Annotated in this window: 14 protein-coding genes; 6 read left to right on the top strand and 8 right to left on the bottom strand. The window is 68.2% G+C overall.

The annotated features are described in order from the left end of the window. Window positions 1-2: 2 nt before the first annotated feature. Genes AC5Y3P_RS10255 through AC5Y3P_RS10230 form a run of 6 tightly spaced genes read right to left on the bottom strand, consistent with a single transcriptional unit; the run spans window position 3 to window position 6,394 of the window. Window positions 3-1,088, bottom strand: coding sequence for an MCE family protein (locus tag AC5Y3P_RS10255; RefSeq protein ID WP_500045786.1), 1,086 nt, complete (start codon window positions 1,086-1,088; stop codon window positions 3-5). Between the two features lie 3 nt (window positions 1,089-1,091). Next, window positions 1,092-2,132, bottom strand: coding sequence for an MCE family protein (locus AC5Y3P_RS10250; protein ID WP_500045785.1), 1,041 nt, complete (start codon window positions 2,130-2,132; stop codon window positions 1,092-1,094). Beyond that, complete coding sequence (locus tag AC5Y3P_RS10245) at window positions 2,129-3,379, bottom strand: MlaD family protein (protein ID WP_500045784.1); 1,251 nt, start codon at window positions 3,377-3,379, stop codon at window positions 2,129-2,131. The genes AC5Y3P_RS10250 and AC5Y3P_RS10245 overlap by 4 nt, the downstream gene beginning before the upstream one ends. Beyond that, on the bottom strand, window positions 3,379-4,233 hold the full coding sequence (locus AC5Y3P_RS10240; protein WP_500045783.1) for an ABC transporter permease: 855 nt from the start codon (window positions 4,231-4,233) through the stop codon (window positions 3,379-3,381). Before AC5Y3P_RS10240 ends, AC5Y3P_RS10245 begins: the two co-directional genes overlap by 1 nt. Before the next feature lie 2 nt (window positions 4,234-4,235). Then, the gene (locus tag AC5Y3P_RS10235; RefSeq protein ID WP_500045782.1) at window positions 4,236-5,090 is read right to left on the bottom strand and encodes an MlaE family ABC transporter permease; all 855 of its coding nucleotides are present in this window, start codon (window positions 5,088-5,090) and stop codon (window positions 4,236-4,238) included. Between the two features lie 35 nt (window positions 5,091-5,125). Next, complete coding sequence (locus AC5Y3P_RS10230; protein WP_500045781.1) at window positions 5,126-6,394, bottom strand: cytochrome P450; 1,269 nt, start codon at window positions 6,392-6,394, stop codon at window positions 5,126-5,128. 135 nt (window positions 6,395-6,529) lie between these two features. Between AC5Y3P_RS10230 and AC5Y3P_RS10225 the strand changes: the two genes are divergently transcribed. Genes AC5Y3P_RS10225 through AC5Y3P_RS10215 form a run of 3 tightly spaced genes read left to right on the top strand, consistent with a single transcriptional unit; the run spans window position 6,530 to window position 9,430 of the window. After that, the gene (locus AC5Y3P_RS10225) at window positions 6,530-7,297 is read left to right on the top strand and encodes an SDR family NAD(P)-dependent oxidoreductase (protein WP_500045780.1); all 768 of its coding nucleotides are present in this window, start codon (window positions 6,530-6,532) and stop codon (window positions 7,295-7,297) included. A 40-nt stretch (window positions 7,298-7,337) separates the two neighbouring features. Then, window positions 7,338-8,738: an aromatic ring-hydroxylating oxygenase subunit alpha gene (locus tag AC5Y3P_RS10220; RefSeq protein ID WP_500045779.1), complete on the top strand. Its 1,401-nt coding sequence runs from the start codon at window positions 7,338-7,340 to the stop codon at window positions 8,736-8,738. 44 nt (window positions 8,739-8,782) lie between these two features. After that, on the top strand, window positions 8,783-9,430 hold the full coding sequence (locus AC5Y3P_RS10215; RefSeq protein ID WP_500045778.1) for a TetR/AcrR family transcriptional regulator: 648 nt from the start codon (window positions 8,783-8,785) through the stop codon (window positions 9,428-9,430). Here AC5Y3P_RS10215 and AC5Y3P_RS10210 read toward each other — a convergent pair. Continuing rightward, window positions 9,402-10,859, bottom strand: coding sequence for an NAD-dependent succinate-semialdehyde dehydrogenase (locus tag AC5Y3P_RS10210; RefSeq protein ID WP_500045777.1), 1,458 nt, complete (start codon window positions 10,857-10,859; stop codon window positions 9,402-9,404). The two genes, AC5Y3P_RS10215 and AC5Y3P_RS10210, sit on opposite strands and share 29 nt — an antisense overlap. Window positions 10,860-10,948: 89 nt before the next feature. Continuing rightward, on the bottom strand, window positions 10,949-11,554 hold the full coding sequence (locus AC5Y3P_RS10205) for a TetR/AcrR family transcriptional regulator (protein ID WP_500045776.1): 606 nt from the start codon (window positions 11,552-11,554) through the stop codon (window positions 10,949-10,951). A 72-nt stretch (window positions 11,555-11,626) separates the two neighbouring features. Here AC5Y3P_RS10205 and AC5Y3P_RS10200 point away from each other — a divergent pair, with 72 nt between their 5' ends. Genes AC5Y3P_RS10200 through AC5Y3P_RS10190 form a run of 3 tightly spaced genes read left to right on the top strand, consistent with a single transcriptional unit; the run spans window position 11,627 to window position 15,311 of the window. Next, window positions 11,627-12,793, top strand: coding sequence for a spirocyclase AveC family protein (locus AC5Y3P_RS10200; protein ID WP_500045775.1), 1,167 nt, complete (start codon window positions 11,627-11,629; stop codon window positions 12,791-12,793). 35 nt (window positions 12,794-12,828) lie between these two features. After that, entirely contained in the window at window positions 12,829-13,617 is a 789-nt protein-coding gene (locus AC5Y3P_RS10195; protein ID WP_500045774.1) for a CbbQ/NirQ/NorQ/GpvN family protein, read from the top strand. After that, window positions 13,614-15,311 (top strand): nitric oxide reductase activation protein NorD, encoded by a 1,698-nt coding sequence (locus AC5Y3P_RS10190; RefSeq protein WP_500045773.1) that lies wholly within the window; start codon window positions 13,614-13,616, stop codon window positions 15,309-15,311. The genes AC5Y3P_RS10195 and AC5Y3P_RS10190 overlap by 4 nt, the downstream gene beginning before the upstream one ends. The last annotated feature ends 19 nt before the right edge of the window (window positions 15,312-15,330 follow it).

Below are 15,330 nucleotides of genomic sequence, written 5' to 3'. Positions count from 1 at the left end.
CCTCACTCGCAGTCCTTGAAGTACTGGTAGCGCTCGGGCCACTTCCACTGCTCGGCGCGCAGGCTGATGGCACACATCCAGGAATCGACCATCAATCCGCCCGGCAGCATGAAGTCCAGGAACGGGCCCGATCCGGTTGCGTTGGCCGCGTTGCGCATCGCCACCGGCATGATCTGGAACAGGTTGCGCAGCAGAGCATCATGGTCACCGAGCATCGACATCACGCCCTGCAGATCGGCCAGCAGTTTGTCGATCTGCGCGTGGTCGGTCGCCATCACGTCATCAGCGGTGGCGATCAGCGTGCTGGTGGCCCGCAGCAGTTGCTCGACTGCCGCGCGGCGCGCCACCACCTCACCGGTCAGCTCCCGGCCCTGGGTCACCAGGGCGGCCAGGTCCTGTTCCTGCCCGCCCAGGATCTCGGCGACGGTTGCGGTGTTGCGCAACAGGTCCGAGATCTGGTCGCGGCGATCGGAGATGATCGCCGACAGGCTCTGCACGTTGGTCAGGGCATCCGGCAGCACGGCCGGCACACCGTCGAGCTGGCCGGACAGCGTGTGCAGTGATTCGGCGAACCGCTCGGCGTCCACCTCCTCGAACGTGGTGGTCGAGTCGGACAGCAGCTTCTGCAGGTCGTACGGCACCTCGGTGTTGGCCAGCGGGATCCGGTCACCGGGCAGGCTGCCGGAACCCTTGGGCCGCAACTCGACATAGCGAGACCCCAGCACCGTGGTGAGTTTGATCGACGCCTGCGTCTCGACGCCGAGCCGGACTGCCTTCTCCAACTTCATGCTCACCACGACGCGGTTGACGTCGAGTTTGGTGCCGCTGACCACTCCGACCGGGACACCGGCGATGCTCACCTCGTCACCCGGCCGCAGGCTGGCCGCCTGCAGGAACTCGGCGGTGTAGCTCCGCTTGCCCAGGTGCAGCGAGCTGATCATGGTCGTGGCCGCGATCACCACGACCAACGTCAGCAACGCCAACGTGCCCAGCAGGGCCTGATTGCGGTCCTCCAGCGTACGCGGCCGACCCGGCTGGTCTGGCTCGACGTTGCCCTCAGAGCGCTTACGCCACTTCAAGATTCGCATGCCCTACCTGCACTTCGCGGTGTACTTGCGCTGCCCGCCCGGGGTAGCCGCGTTGACGATGGTCGGGATGATCGGTTTGAGGAAGTTGAACAGGGTGAAGTTGAAATCACACGGCATCGCGCTCATCGCGGTGGAGTCACCGGTGATCCGGGACAGACCCTTGAGTACGGCCGGCAGATTGGACCCCAGGGTGGCCCAGCCGTCCTGGGTGTTCACCATCGCCGCGAGCATGCCGGGTTCGCGCGCCAGCATGTCGTGCAGATCGGGCTGAGTCGCGGTGGTGATCGCCGAGAGCCGGGACACCACGGTGTTGATCGAACCGGTCGAGGTGACCAACTCGTCGCGATGCGCATTCAAACCGGAGACCACCGACCGCATCTGGGTCAGGGTGGTCTGCAACTCGGAGCCGCGTGCAGCCAGGTTCTCGGTGACCGCGTTCAAACTGTCGATCACCCGGCCCAGCACCTGATCCGGGCCGGCCATCGACTGCGCCAACTCCGAGGTCTGCGACACCAGCAGCACCACCGAATCCGAATCACCCTGCAGCGCATTGATCAACGCGTTGGACAGATTGCCCCGGTTGGTCGGGTCCAGCAGCGTGAACATCGGCTCGAAGCCGTTGAGCAGGTTGGTCACATCGAACGACGGTTCGGTGCGCTCGACCGGGATCACGGCGTTGTTCGGCAGCCGTTCGGGCGCACCGAAATCGGCCATGGTCAAACCGATGTAGCGCTGCCCGATGATGTTCTGGTAGACCACCGAGGCCTTGGTGTTGCCGTACAGCGGCTGATCGCGTTGCACCCGGAACCGCACGGTGGCCAACTCGCCGTCCAGTCCGATCGCATCGACGCGGCCCACCCGCACCCCGGCCACCCGGACATCGGAGCCCTCCCGCAGTCCGGTGACGTCGGTGAACTTCGCGGTGTAGGTGTAGGTGTCGCCCTGCACCTCGCGGCGCAAGGTGACCAGGATGGTCCAGGTCAGGGTCAGGCAGACCGTCATGAACAGGGCCAGCCAGATCAACTTGCGGGGTCGTTCACTCATGGCGTTCCCGGGACGAACTCGGCCGGCGGCGGGGGGACCTGCAGGGCACCCTGCAGCACCTCGTCGGCCGGGGTGGCCGGATCGGGCAGGGTGATGCCGGGCGGCGGAATGTAGCCGCGCGGGTCGGGCAGACGTCGGGTGTCGACCACCGGAATGCCCTCCGGGGCAGTCGCACAACTCGGTCCGCGCAATTCGCCGTACACCGGGCAGTCGGCCCGGTTGTAGAGCCGCAGCGGCGCCAGCGCGACCACCAGCTTGAAGGTGAACGTCACCTTCTTGCCGGTGCGGGTCCACATCTCGTCGAAGAACCCGTCGATCACGTTGTTCAGTCCGACGCTGATGGCGGGGAACTTCGCGCCGTGGTCGGCCAGCACCCCGATCACCGGCGTCAGGTTGGTGGTGATCCCGACCAGGTTGTCGGTGTGGTTGTCCATCGCGGTGCGCACCGTGCCGACGGTGTGGTCGGCGCCGGTCAGCAGGTTGGTCAGGGCGACCCGTTGCTCGGCGATGGTGCGCATCGGCTGCACCGCGTTCTGCAGCGAGTCCAGCAGTTCGGGTGCGGTGTGCCCGAGCGCATCCAGCGCAGCGTTCCAGGTCGCCAGCGTGGGCGGCCCGGATCCGTCGGTGCGCAGCTCATTCATCTCGGTCACGATCCGGTTCAAACCCTGTGCGGCCGAGGTCAACTCGGGTCCCTTGCCGGCGGTGGCGTCGGCGATGGCGCGCATCACACCCAGGGTGTGGTCGGTGTCCGGACGGCCCACCGCGGCGACCAGTTCGCGCACCTTGGCCAGCGTGGTCTGGAACAGCTGGGTCGGCAGCGTGGTGTCCTGGGTGATGACGTCGCCGGCTTGGATCGGCCGCGCGTCACCGTTGTTCACCAACTGCACGGTGGACACCGCGAACGCGTTGCCCGGCACGATCCGGGCGGTCACGGTGGCCGGGATGTGGGCGCTGTATTCGGGTTTCAGGTCGATGTCGACGACGTTGTCGCCGCCGGCCAGCGCCGGGTTCACCGAGCGCACCGAGCCGACCAGCACGCCGCGGTACTTGACGTCGGACTTGGGTGGCAGGCCGTCGCCGACGCTGGGCAGCTTGGCCACCACCGGCACCCGAGGGTCCAGCGAGCCATTGGATTTGGCCATCATCAGCGCACCGACGACGGCGCACACCGCCAAGAACGCCACGCAGGTCAGGATCAGTGCCCGGTCCGAGGGCCCGCGGCCGTCCAGTTCGAACTGATTGCCCATCAGCCGCCGAGCCTCCCGCCGGAGTCGACGCCCCAGAAGGCCATCGTGAGCATCATGTTGGTGACCACCATCAACGTGATGGACAACCGCATGGCCCGCCCGGCCGCCACCCCCACGCCCTGCGGTCCGCCGGAGGCGTAGAAGCCGTAGTAGCACTGCACGGTCGACATGATCGCCACGAACACCGCGACTTTGATCACCGCGAAGATCATGTCCCGGCCGGACAGCATCAAGGTGAAGTAGTGCAGGTAGGTGCCCGAGGCCTGCCCGCTGGCCACGTACACCACGAACTGGCAGACCAGGAAGTTCAGCGCCAGGCAGACCACGAACAGCGGGATGACCGCCATCGCCGAGGCCAGCACCCGGGTGGTGACCAGGTAGGGGATCGGCCGGATCGCCACCGAGTCCAGCGCGTCGATCTCCTCGGAGATCCGCATCGCGCCCAGCTGTGCGGTGAACCGGCAGCCGGCCTGGATGGCGAACGCCAGAGCCGCCATCATGGGCGCCAATTCGCGCACCGTGGCCAGCGCGGTCAACAGGCCGGTGGCCGGTCCCAGGCCCAGCAGGTTGAGCGCGTTGTAGCCCTCGATGGCCACCACGGCGCCGGCCGCCGCGCCGACCACCAGCACCACACCGGCGGTGCCGCCGCCGACCACGATCGACCCGTTGCCCCAGGTGACGTCGGAGGACAACCGCAGGAATTCCTTGCGATACCGCTTGAACACCACCGGGATTCCGGCCAGCGTGCGGAAGAAGAACGCCACGATGTGGCCGTTGCGGGCCATCTGGTAGCGGGTGGACTGCACACCCGCGGCCAGCGGGCGCAGGTGCAGCGGAACGAAACTGGATGCCATGGTCAGAAACTCGTCTTCGGGAACAGCACCAGGTACATCTGACTGATCAGCACGTTGGCCAGCAGCAGCAACAGGATCGACTGCACCACAGCGGCATTCACCGAGTTGGCCACCCCGGCCGGCCCGCCGCTGGTGTCCAATCCCTTGTAACAGGCGATGATCGCCACGATCACGCCGAACACCACGGCCTTGACCATGGTCACCACCAGGTCGTCGACCGTGGCGAACGAGGAGAAGGTGGCGGTGTAGCTACCCGGTGTGCCGCCTTGCAGCATCACCGTGAACGCATAGCCGGCCAAGAACCCGATGAAGCAGGTGAAGCCGGTCAGCGCGATCGCGATCAGCACCGCGGCGGCCAGTCGGGGCACCACCAGGCGGCGGATCACCGAGATGCCCATGACTTCCATGGCGTCGGTTTCGTCGCGGATGGTGCGTGCGCCCAGGTCGGCGCTCATCGCCGAGCCCACCGCGGCGGCCATCAGCACGGCCGCCACCAGCGGGGCGCCCTGCCGGATGGTGGCCAGCCCGTTGGCCGCGCCGGCCAGCGCGGTGGCGCCGAGTTGGCCGGCCAGCAGGCTGAACTGGACCGCCAGCGTGACGCTGATCGGGATCGCCACGAACAGCGTCGGGACCACAGCGGTGCGGGCCATGAAGACCGCCTGCTCGACGAACTCCCAGAACGGGAACCGGCCCCGGATCAGATCGGCGAACAGGTACTGGAAGGTACGCACGGCCAGCACGCACTGGCCGCCCACGGTGCGCAGCGACCGCATCGGGTGCCGGTCGATGTAGCCGCGCCACCAGCCCAGCACCGCGTCGGAGGCGCCCTGATCAGCGGGACGCGCGGCCACCGTCATCGGTCCATCCCCCGGCAGACCATCTCCCAATGTCGTCAACGGGCTTGGAAGATCAGGTTCAGTTGCTTCATGCCGCGCAGCATGAAGCTGGGCTCGTACTCGAAGTCGTTCTCCTCGGCCAGCGCGATGCCGCGGTAGCGGTTGGCGATCTCGGCCAGTGCGATCACGGCCTGCAGCCGGGCCAGCGGCGCGCCCAGGCAGGCGTGGATGCCCTGGCCGAAGGCCAGGTGTGTCTTGGCGTTCGGGCGCAGCGGGTTGAACTCCTCGCCGTCGTCGTACTGGGCTTCGTCGCGGTTGGCCGAGCCGAACACCAGCACCACCAGCGAGCCGGCCGGGATGGTGTACTCGCCGAGCTTGGCCTCGGCCTTGGTGATCCGGAACATCGACTGCACCGGGGTGAGGAACCGCAGCGCCTCTTCGACCAGCAACTCGGCGTGCTTGACCGGATCTTCCTGCAACCAGTCCCACCACTTGGGGTTCAGCGCCAGTTGGTGCAGCGTGCCGGTCATCAGCTTGCGCGAGGTCTCGTTCCCGGCGATCAGGATCTGCTGCAGGATGCTCAGCGCGGCGCCGGTGGTCAGTGGCTCGTCGTCGTTGGCCATCGAGGCCTGCACCAGGCCGGTGATCAGGTCGTCCTGCGGGTCGGTGCGCCGCGCATCCAGCTCGGCGGCGAAGTAGCGCTGGTACTCCAGCAGGCTGCGGGCCTGCTCGAGCGCGCCGTCGGCGTCGATCTCGGCTCCGATGGTCAACGCGAACTGATCCGACCAGCGCCGGAAGTCGTCGATCCGGTCGTCCGGCACGTTGAGCGCCTGGGCGATGATCCGCAGCGGCAGCGGAGCCGCGAAGTGTTCGACGATCTCCACCGGCTCGTCGGTGGGCAGTTGGTCGAGCAACTCGCGCACGATCTCGCGGATGGCCGGCTCGCGCTGGGCCACGAAGCGCGGCGTGAAGGCGCGGGCCACCATCCGGCGGTAGTAGTGGTGATCCGGCGGATCAGCGGTCAGCAACGTCGGGATCATGTCCCAGCCCTGCGCGGTGAGCTCTGCGACTTCGTTGGCGACCGACTCCGGCGGCGGCATCTGCGGCAGCCCGAACGCCGAGGAGAACACCTCGTGGTTGGTCAGCGCCTCGCTCACCAGCTCCCGGGAGGTGACGAACCACATGCCCCGCTCGGCTACGAAGTGCACCGGCTCGTCCTTGCGCAGCGCCTGGTACCAGGGGAAAGGCTGCTGCATGGTCTGCGGGTCCAGCGGGTCGAAGGACGACACGGGGCAGCTGGCGGGCGGGGTGGCGGTGTCGGTCAAGGCCGTCTCCAGTTTCGAATGCGGACTGCGGTGTGGTGCGTGGTCCTGATTGCTTGACTAATTGGTGGACCAATATAATAGTGAGGTAGGTCATAATCAAGTGCTGGTGCGAACCGGCGAGGAGGGTGGGCGAGCGTGCCAACAGCTGTGGTGACGGGGGCCGGCAAGGGTATTGGGCGCGCGATCGCCGAGCGACTCGCGGCCGACGGCGCCGACGTCGTCGTGGTCGACGTGGACGCCGACGCGGCCGCCGAGGTGGCCGCCGCGGTCGGCGGCCGATCCGTTGCCTGCGACGTCACCGCGCGCGATTCGGTAGCCGCCCTGGCCGACGCCGTCGAGCAGGTCGACGTGCTGGTCAACAACGCCGGCATCTGGCGATCCACCAGCCTGGACGACAGTGCGGTCGAGGACGTCGACGCCGTGTTGAAGGTCAACGTGCTGGGCACCTGGTTGGTCACCAGCGCGCTGTCACCGAAATTCGGCGCCGGTGCTGCGATCGTGAACCTGACCTCGGTGCTGGCCGAACTCGGCGGCGTGGGACGCGGCATCTACCCGGCGTCCAAAGCTGCGCTGGTGGCGCTGACCAAGCAGATGGCCGCCGAGTACGCGCCGCGCGGCATCCGGGTCAACGCGGTCGGGCCGGGTCTGGTGCTCACCGACGGCACGGCAGGCGAATTCGCCGACCCCGGATTGCGCACGGCGATCGCCGAGTCGTTCCCGCTGGGCCGGATCGGTGAGCCGGGAGACGTCGCCGAGGCGGTGGCGTTCCTGGCCTCGCCGCGCGCGAGCTACATCACCGGCCAGGCGCTCTACGTCGACGGCGGCTGGGGCATCAACGGTTCGGCGTTCCTGGGCACCGCCGTCCAGCGCTACATCGAGAGTCTGGCCGGGGCCACCGCGTGACCGGCAGCAGAGCACAAGCACAGCCAACGAGGAGGCCACAGTGACCGACATCGCCGACACCAAGGACAGCGCCTCGAACCCGGACTTCCCGGGTGCGCCCGGACCTTCGGTACAGAGCCTGTTGGCCACCGACACCCGCGAGGTGCCGGCGCCGCTGCTCGAGGAGTCCGCGGCGTTCCTCGGCTCCGAGGACATCGACAAGGACCGCTACCTGACCCAGGAGTTCCACCAACTCGAGGTGGAGAAGGTCTGGAAGAAGGTCTGGCAGTTGGCCTGTCGCGAGGAGGACATCCCTGAACCCGGCGACTTCGTGGTCTACGACCTGGCCGACATGTCGCTGATCGTGCTGCGCACCGCGGCCGGCGAGATCAAGGCGTTCCACAACTCCTGCCTGCACCGCGGCACCCGGCTGTGCGACGACGCCGGCCGGGCCAACCAATTGCGTTGCCCGTTCCACGGTTTCACCTGGAGCTTGGAAGGCGACCTGACCGACGTGCCGGGCCGCTGGGATTTCGGCCATCTCGACGACGCCAAATTCGCGCTGCCGCAGGCCCAAACCGGGTTGTGGGCCGGGTTCGTGTTCGTCAACCCCGACCCGGAGGCCGGCCCGCTGACCGACTACCTCGGCGATCTGGAGAAGCACTTCGCGCCGTTCCACCTGGAGAACCGGTTCAAGGCGATCCACGTGGCCAAGGTGATCGACTGCAACTGGAAGGTCGGCATGGAGGCCTTCCTGGAGTCCTACCACGTGATCGCGACGCATCCGCAGCTGCTGGAGTACCTCGGTGACGCCAACACCCAGTACGACGTGTACACCCGCACCGACGGGCTGCCCGGGTTCAACCGGATGATCACACCGCAGGCCACCAGCAGCCCGCATCTGGAAGACCTGGAACCCCAGGACGTGCTGGACGCGATGTTCCGGGACTTCTTTCCCGAGGGCGTCGGCGCATTCGAGGTGCCCGAGGGCCAGTCGGCCCGCCCGATCGTGGCCGCCGCGATGCGCGAGAACCTGGCGCAGAGCACCGGCGCGGACCTGTCCGGGACCAGCGACTCGGAGATCCTGGACGCCATCCAGTATTTCGTCTTCCCGAACATGGTGCCCTGGGCCGGCGTCGGCGCCCCGCTGACCTACCGGTTCCGGCCCTACGGCAACGACCCGCACCGCTGCATCTTCGACATCTGGCTGATGGTTCCGCTGCCGGCCGGAGTGCCCAAGCCCAAGGCGCCGCCGGCGCACTGGCTGGCCGCGGACGAGGACTACAACGCCGCCCCCGAACTCGGCGGGTTGTGCGCAGTGTTCAACCAGGACCTGTCCAACTTGCCGAAGGTGCAGCGCGGGCTGCGGTCGATGACCAAACCCGGCGTGACGCTGGCCAATTACCAGGAGGTCCGGATCCGGCAGTTCCACCAGGATCTCGATCGGTACATCGCCCGATGACGGTTGCCTCCCGCGCCGGTGCGGCCGTGGGTGATGATGGTCGGATGACCGACACGCCCAAGGCCGGACCGGGGAGACCGGCCGGAACCGACAGCGGAGACACCCGGCGGCGAGTCCTGGAGGCGGCCTGCCGCTGCTTTGCGCAGTACGGCTACGGACCGGCGACCAATGGCCTGATCGCCGACATGGCCGGGGTGACCGCCGGCTCGGTCTACTACCACTTCGGTTCCAAGAGCAAGCTTTTCGACGCGGTGTGCGAGTACGTGTACGGCAAGATCATCGCGGCCTCCAGTGAGGCACTGGCCGGCGCGCACTCGGTGCGGGGCCTACTGCGCACCGTGCTCGACGAGTCGATGCGGATCAACCACGCCTCCCCGGAACTGGCCGGGTTCGTGGCCACCGCACCCATCGACGCCCGCCGGCACCCCGAGTTGACCGAGGCGTTCGGCAAACAGGCCGAGCGGATCGCCGGCACGCTGGCGCAGCGTGTTTCGGCCGGCCAGCAAGGCGGGTTGATTCCGGCCGATCTGGACCCGGTCGCAGTCGCCGGGATGATCAGCGCCGTGGTCGACGGCTTCGCGCATGCGGCGGCGTCCACCGATGTTGCGGCGATGGACGCGATGACCGCGCTGTTCGACCGCTTGCTGTTGGAATCCGATTCGGTCAGCGAGCGTCCAGTGCGAGGTACTTGACCTCCAGGTACTCGGCGATCCCTTCGAAGCCGCCCTCGCGGCCCAGTCCGGACTGCTTGACCCCGCCGAACGGTGCGGCGGCGTTGGACACCAGGCCGCGGTTGATCCCGATCATGCCGGCCTGCAACGCCTCGGAGACCCGCAGCGTGCGCCGCACGTCGTTGGTGAACAGGTAGTTCACCAGGCCGTACTCGGTGGCATTGCTCAACTCGACGGCCTGTTGCTCGGTGTCGAAGGTCGCGATCGACACCACCGGCCCGAAGATCTCCTCGCGGCTGAGCCGGCAATCGGCGGGCACCTCGGACAACACCGTGGCCGGGTAGCCGAATCCGGGCCCGTCGGGCAGCTCGCCGCCGAGCCGCAGCCGGGCACCGGCGGCCACCGCGTCCTGCACCAGGTCGTGCACCCGGGCGCGCTGCCGGGCGTTGATCATCGGTCCCAGGTCCACCCCGTCGTCGGTGCCCGCTCCGGTGCGGATGGCCGAAACCCGTTGCAGCAGCGCCTCGGTGAACGACTCGGCGATACCGGACTGCACCAGGAACCGGTTGGCGGCCACGCAGGACTGGCCCCCGTTGCGGAACTTGGCCAGCATCGCGCCGTCCACGGCCTGGTCCAGGTCGGCGTCGTCGAACACCAGGAACGCGGAGTTGCCACCGAGTTCCATCGAGGTGCGGATGACGTTCTGCGCGGCCCCGCCGAGCAGGGTGCGGCCCACCGGGGTGGAGCCGGTGAACGACAGCTTGCGCAGCCGCGGATCGGCCAGCAGGGGAGTGCTGATCTGCGCCGGCCGGCTGGTCGGGAGCACATTGACCACCCCGGCCGGCACACCGATGTCGTGCAGCACCTTGGTCAGCAGCAGGCTGGACAGCGGTGCGTCCTCGGCCGGCTTGATCACGCTGGTGCAGCCGGCGGCCAGGGCCGGGCCGATCTTGCGGGTGATCATGGCCAGCGGGAAGTTCCACGGCGCGATCAGCAGGCTGGGGCCGACCGGCTGGCGCAGGGTCAGGATGCGCGCGTCGTCCTCCGGGGTCTCGCGGAACTCGCCGGAGACCCGCACGGCCTGCTCGGCGAACCAGCGCAGGAACTGCGCGGCGTAGTTCACCTCACCGCGGGACTCGGCCACCGGCTTGCCCATCTCCAACGTGATCAGCCAGGCGAATTCCTCGGTGTGGGCGACCAGTTCGTGATACGCCGCCGTCAGCAGGTCGGCGCGCTGCCGGGCCGAGGTGCCCGCCCAACCCGACTGCGCGGCGGCCGCGGCGGCCAGCGCGGCGGTTGCGTCGGCGTCGGCGGCGTCGGCCACCTCGGTGAGCGCGGCGCCGGTGGCCGGGTTCAACACCTCGAAGGTCGCACCGTCGAAGGCCTGGCGCCATTTGCCGTCGATGTAGCAGTCGGTGGGAATCGAGTCGAGCAACTCAGCGACGTCCATGCTGGCCAAAGTCCTTCCGCGGGCAACTGACAGTACGATACCGTACTGCAGCGGGTACAGCTTGGTTCGCCCCGGCGGTGTGCCCGAACCTAGTCCGGCAGTTTGATCACCGAGGTGTACATCTCGATCACCGGCCGGTACAGGTCGATGCCGTCGAGCTGACTGCCCAGGATCACCGAGTCGCTGGTGGCCACCAAGGTTTCGGCGAAGGTCAGCGGTGGGATCGACAGCGTGGCGCCGAGCTTGGCCATGGATTCGACGATGAACTCGGCGAGTTTGTCGACCACCTCGGAGCGTTTGGCCGCCACCCGCTCCCGGGCCTCTGGGTTGCGGTGCAGATACAGCATGAACTCCAGCCCGAGCGCGGCCTGCTGGGCACCGCGGTCGATGCTCAGTTGGCGCCAGCGCTCGGCGATCTGGTCGAGTTCGTGCGCCCCCACCCGGTTCGCCGACGCCATCACCTCGGCGAAGCTGTCGAAATACCGGCGCCAGTAGCGGTCGCTGACCGCCAGGAACAGGTCCTCCTTGGTGGCGAAATGTTTGTAGATCGCGCCCTTGGTGTAGCCCGCGGCGTAGGCGATGTCATCGAGAGTCGCTGCCGTGAAGCCCTTTTCGCCGAACACCGTTTCGGCCGCATCCAACAGCAGGGAGCGGGTGTGTTCGAGCCGGCGCTCCCGGGTCCACCGCTGGGTCATGTCAACGAGTCTGCCACAAGTATCTGAAAATCTATTGAGTCACTCAGATACTCATGAGTATATTGACCCTCTGTGAGCGAGTTGGGGAACCAGAAACCTTCGAAGTCCGAGTCGTTGAGCACCGTCGGTCAGCTCGGCGCCACCCCGGCGCCGTCGGCGCGACGGGTCAAGATCTGGGCCACCGCCGGCGGCCTGATCCTGGCCTTGCAGATCTACGTCTGGATCCGCTGGATCACCGGCCCCTACTTCACCCCGGTCGATCCCGGCCCGACCGAGCCGCCGACGTTCATGAAAGTGGCGTTGATGCTCTGGCAGATCGGGTCGCCGGCGCTGTTCCCGGTGGCGATCTGGTGGTTCATCATCCGGCCGTGGCGGCGCGAGCGGCGGATCACGTTGGACGGCATGATCATGGTGTCCACCGGGTTGTTCTTCTTCCAGGATCCGCTGCTGAACTACATCAACACCTGGTGCACGTACAACGCGTGGGCGTTCAACATGGGCTCCTGGGCCCCGCACGTCCCCGGCTGGCTGTCCCCGGAGCGGCCCGGCGCCCAGGTCGCAGAACCGTTGGGTATCAACGTCTCCGGCTACGCCTTCGGTGTGCTGCTGTGCACCATCCTGGGCTGCTGGGTCATGCGCAAAGCCCAGCAGCGCTGGCCGAACCTCGGCACCAAGGGGCTGATCGGCGTCGCGTTCGCCTTCGGCTTCGTCTTCGACTTCGTGATGGAGGGCTTGGTCCTGATGCCGCTGGGGATGTACACCTTCCCCGGCGCCATCCAGTCGCTGTCGATCAACGCCGGCACCTACTACCAGTGGCCCATCTACGAAGGATTCATGTGGGGCGGTGTGCAGGCCGCGCTGTGCTGCCTGCGCTTCTTCACCGACGACCGCGGCCGCACCGTCGTGGAACGCGGACTGGACAACGTCCGCGGTGGTTTCGCCAAGCAGCAGTTCGTCCGGTTCCTGGCGATCTTCGCCGCGGTCAGCGCCTCGTTCTTCGTGTTCTACATCATCCCGGCGCAATTCATGGCCACGCATGCCGATCCGTGGCCCGAGGACGTGCAGAAGCGGTCCTACTTCACCTCGGGTCTGTGCGGTGACGGCACCGACCGGCCCTGCCCGGATCCCTCGCTGCCGATACCCACCCGGCACTCCGGCTACATCAACGTCGACGGCGAGTTGGTGCTGCCCGACGGGGTGGACATGCCGCCGGTGATACCGCACGAGGGTCGGGAGTGACGATGTCGACACACAACGGCACGATCACGGCCGAAATGACTTCTGCCGCACCGTTCTACCGTCCGGTGAGCGACGAGGTGCAGGTGTTCCGGGCCGCGGCCCGGCGCGGGCTGCCGGTGTTGTTGAAGGGTCCGACCGGGTGCGGCAAGACCCGGTTCGTCGAGGCGATGGCACACGAACTGGGCCGCGAACTGGTCACCGTCGCCGGTCACGAAGATCTGACGTCGGCCGACCTGGTGGGCCGGTTCCTGCTCAAGGGTGGTGAAACCGTGTGGGTGGACGGGCCGTTGACCCGCGCGGTGCGGGCCGGCGGCATCTGCTACCTGGACGAGGTGGTCGAGGCGCGCCAGGACACTACCGTGGTGATCCATCCGCTGGCCGACCACCGCCGGGAACTGCCGATCGACCGGCTCGGTACCACGTTGGCCGCCGCGCCCGGATTTCAGCTGGTGATCTCCTACAATCCGGGTTATCAGTCGGTGTTGAAGAACATCAAGGAATCCACCCGGCAGCGGTTCGTGGCTATCGAGCTGGATTTCCCGCCGCCGCAGGTCGAAACCGAGATCGTCGCGCACGAGGCCGGTGTCGACGCCGACACCGCCGCGGTGCTGGTGCGGATCGGCAACGCGATCCGCAATATCGACGGCTCACCGCTGCGCGAGGCGTCCTCGACCCGGATGCTGGTGCTCGCCGGTGGGCTGGTCGCCGAGGGGCTCACCGTCCGGCGCGCGGTGCAAGCCGCGGTGGTCGAAGCGCTGTCCGATGACCGCGACGTGATCGGCGCGCTCGGCGAGCTCGTCGACGCCATCCTGCCGGCGACGTGACCGGCCCGGAATCCCAAGGGCCGCAGCGCCTGCAGCTACTGGCCGGCTATCTGGCCGGGCGCGCACTCGACGTCACCGCAGCCGCCGCGGGTCAGCCGGCCCACACCGACGGTCAGGCGATTTTCGTCTCGCGCGACGCCGCCCTGGACCAGCAGCGCCGCGAAGTGCTGATCCAGGCCGGCCTGCTCGGCGCCGGCAGCCTGGACGCGGCTCTGGTCCGGCAACTGCGGGCACGTCCCGGCTTGGCCCGCCGCTATCTCGGGATCGAAGGCCATCGGGTACTGGCCGAACTGGCCGACCGGTTGCCGTTGGCCGCGGTGCTCGGTGTCGACGGCGCACCGGCCAGTGCGTCCCCGGACGAGTCACTGCGGTTGGCGCGCAGCCGAACCCGGATAGCCGAGCCGCCGCCATGGTTCGGTGTGATCAAGCCGGCCGCGCTGACCGGCGGCGCCGCCGCCGCGGCCGCCGCGGCCACCGATCAGGATCTGCACTTCGAGATCACCGCCCCGGCAGAAGATTCCGCGGATGACCCCGACGACGATGACGACGACGGGCCGGCGCAGCGCAGCAAAATCCTCGGGCTCTTCGACAACCCGCTGTTCAATTCCGAAGCGGTGGGCGACTTCCTGCGCAAACTGTTGGGCAGCTCGTCGGGTTCCGGGGAGAGCGAGTCCGGCGGCGCCGAACTGCGGGCCCGGTCCGCGCGCCGGGGCCGCACCCCGGGTCCGCAGGCCCGCCCGTTGCCCACCCGGATCCGGTTCACCGACGAGGCCAACCCGGGCGCGGCCGTCGGGGTCGGGGGAGCGCTGCACCCGGAATGGGACGAACACCGCCAGCGCTACCGACCCGAGTGGTGCCGGGTCATCGACTACCCGTTCACCGCGCCGGCCGACGTCGCGGCCGCCGGGATCGTGCCCGACGAGGTGCTGCGCCGGCGGTTGTCCCGGATCGGATTGGGTCTCAAGACGCTGCGGCGCCGGCCCGACGGTGACGACCTGGACATCGAGGCGCTGGTCGACCTGTCGGTGGATCTGCGGTCGGGCTTTTCGCCGGACGAACACATCTACGCCGAACACCGCAAGATCGCCCGCAACCTCGGCGTGCTGATCCTGCTGGACGCCTCGGGCTCGGTGACCGACACCGACCCGGCCGGTCTGGCGGTGCACGACCACCAGCGCCGTGCGGCCGCCACCATCGCCGCCACCCTGGAAGACCTCGGTGACCGGGTCGCGGTCTACGCCTTCTGGTCCAAGGGCCGATCCGCGGTGCACCTACCCGCACTCAAGACGTTCGACCAGCGGTTCACCGCGCTGAGCCGGGCCCGGCTGCACGGGTTGCAGCCCTCGAACTACACCCGGCTGGGCGCGGCCATCCGCGGCGCCGGGCAGATCCTCGCGACGCAGGCCGGCACCCCGAACCGGCTGCTGCTGGTGCTCTCCGACGGCCACCCCTACGACCACGGTTACGAAGGCCGCTACGCCGAAGCCGACGCGCACCGGGCGCTCGACGAACTGCGCCGTGACGGCGTCGGATGTCTGTGTCTGTCGGTCGGCACCGACACCGACGTCGACGCGCTCGAGCGGGTGTTCGGTTCGGCCAGCCACGCCGGCGCCGCGACCCTGGCCGAGTTGTCGCCGCGGATGGACGAACTGTTCCTGTCCGCGCTGCGCGAGCTGGCCGCGCCCCGCAGCTGAGATCCGGCCGTACGGTGGT

It is taken from the genome of Mycobacterium sp. NGS45, from assembly GCF_059812645.1.
Note: the sequence above shows the minus strand (reverse complement) of the source record. Positions and strands in the feature narration are given on the sequence as shown.

Excerpts from the sequence above, each read along its gene's own strand:
- AC5Y3P_RS10255 (WP_500045786.1), bottom strand. The coding sequence starts at position 1,088 with ATGCGAATCTTGAAGTGGCGTAAGCGCTCTGAGGGCAACGTCGAGCCA.
- AC5Y3P_RS10250 (WP_500045785.1), bottom strand. The coding sequence starts at position 2,132 with ATGAGTGAACGACCCCGCAAGTTGATCTGGCTGGCCCTGTTCATGACG.
- AC5Y3P_RS10245 (WP_500045784.1), bottom strand. The coding sequence starts at position 3,379 with ATGGGCAATCAGTTCGAACTGGACGGCCGCGGGCCCTCGGACCGGGCA.
- AC5Y3P_RS10240 (WP_500045783.1), bottom strand. The coding sequence starts at position 4,233 with ATGGCATCCAGTTTCGTTCCGCTGCACCTGCGCCCGCTGGCCGCGGGT.
- AC5Y3P_RS10235 (WP_500045782.1), bottom strand. The coding sequence starts at position 5,090 with ATGACGGTGGCCGCGCGTCCCGCTGATCAGGGCGCCTCCGACGCGGTG.
- AC5Y3P_RS10215 (WP_500045778.1), top strand. The coding sequence starts at position 8,783 with ATGACCGACACGCCCAAGGCCGGACCGGGGAGACCGGCCGGAACCGAC.
- AC5Y3P_RS10210 (WP_500045777.1), bottom strand. The coding sequence starts at position 10,859 with ATGGACGTCGCTGAGTTGCTCGACTCGATTCCCACCGACTGCTACATC.
- AC5Y3P_RS10205 (WP_500045776.1), bottom strand. The coding sequence starts at position 11,554 with ATGACCCAGCGGTGGACCCGGGAGCGCCGGCTCGAACACACCCGCTCC.
- AC5Y3P_RS10195 (WP_500045774.1), top strand. The coding sequence starts at position 12,829 with ATGACTTCTGCCGCACCGTTCTACCGTCCGGTGAGCGACGAGGTGCAG.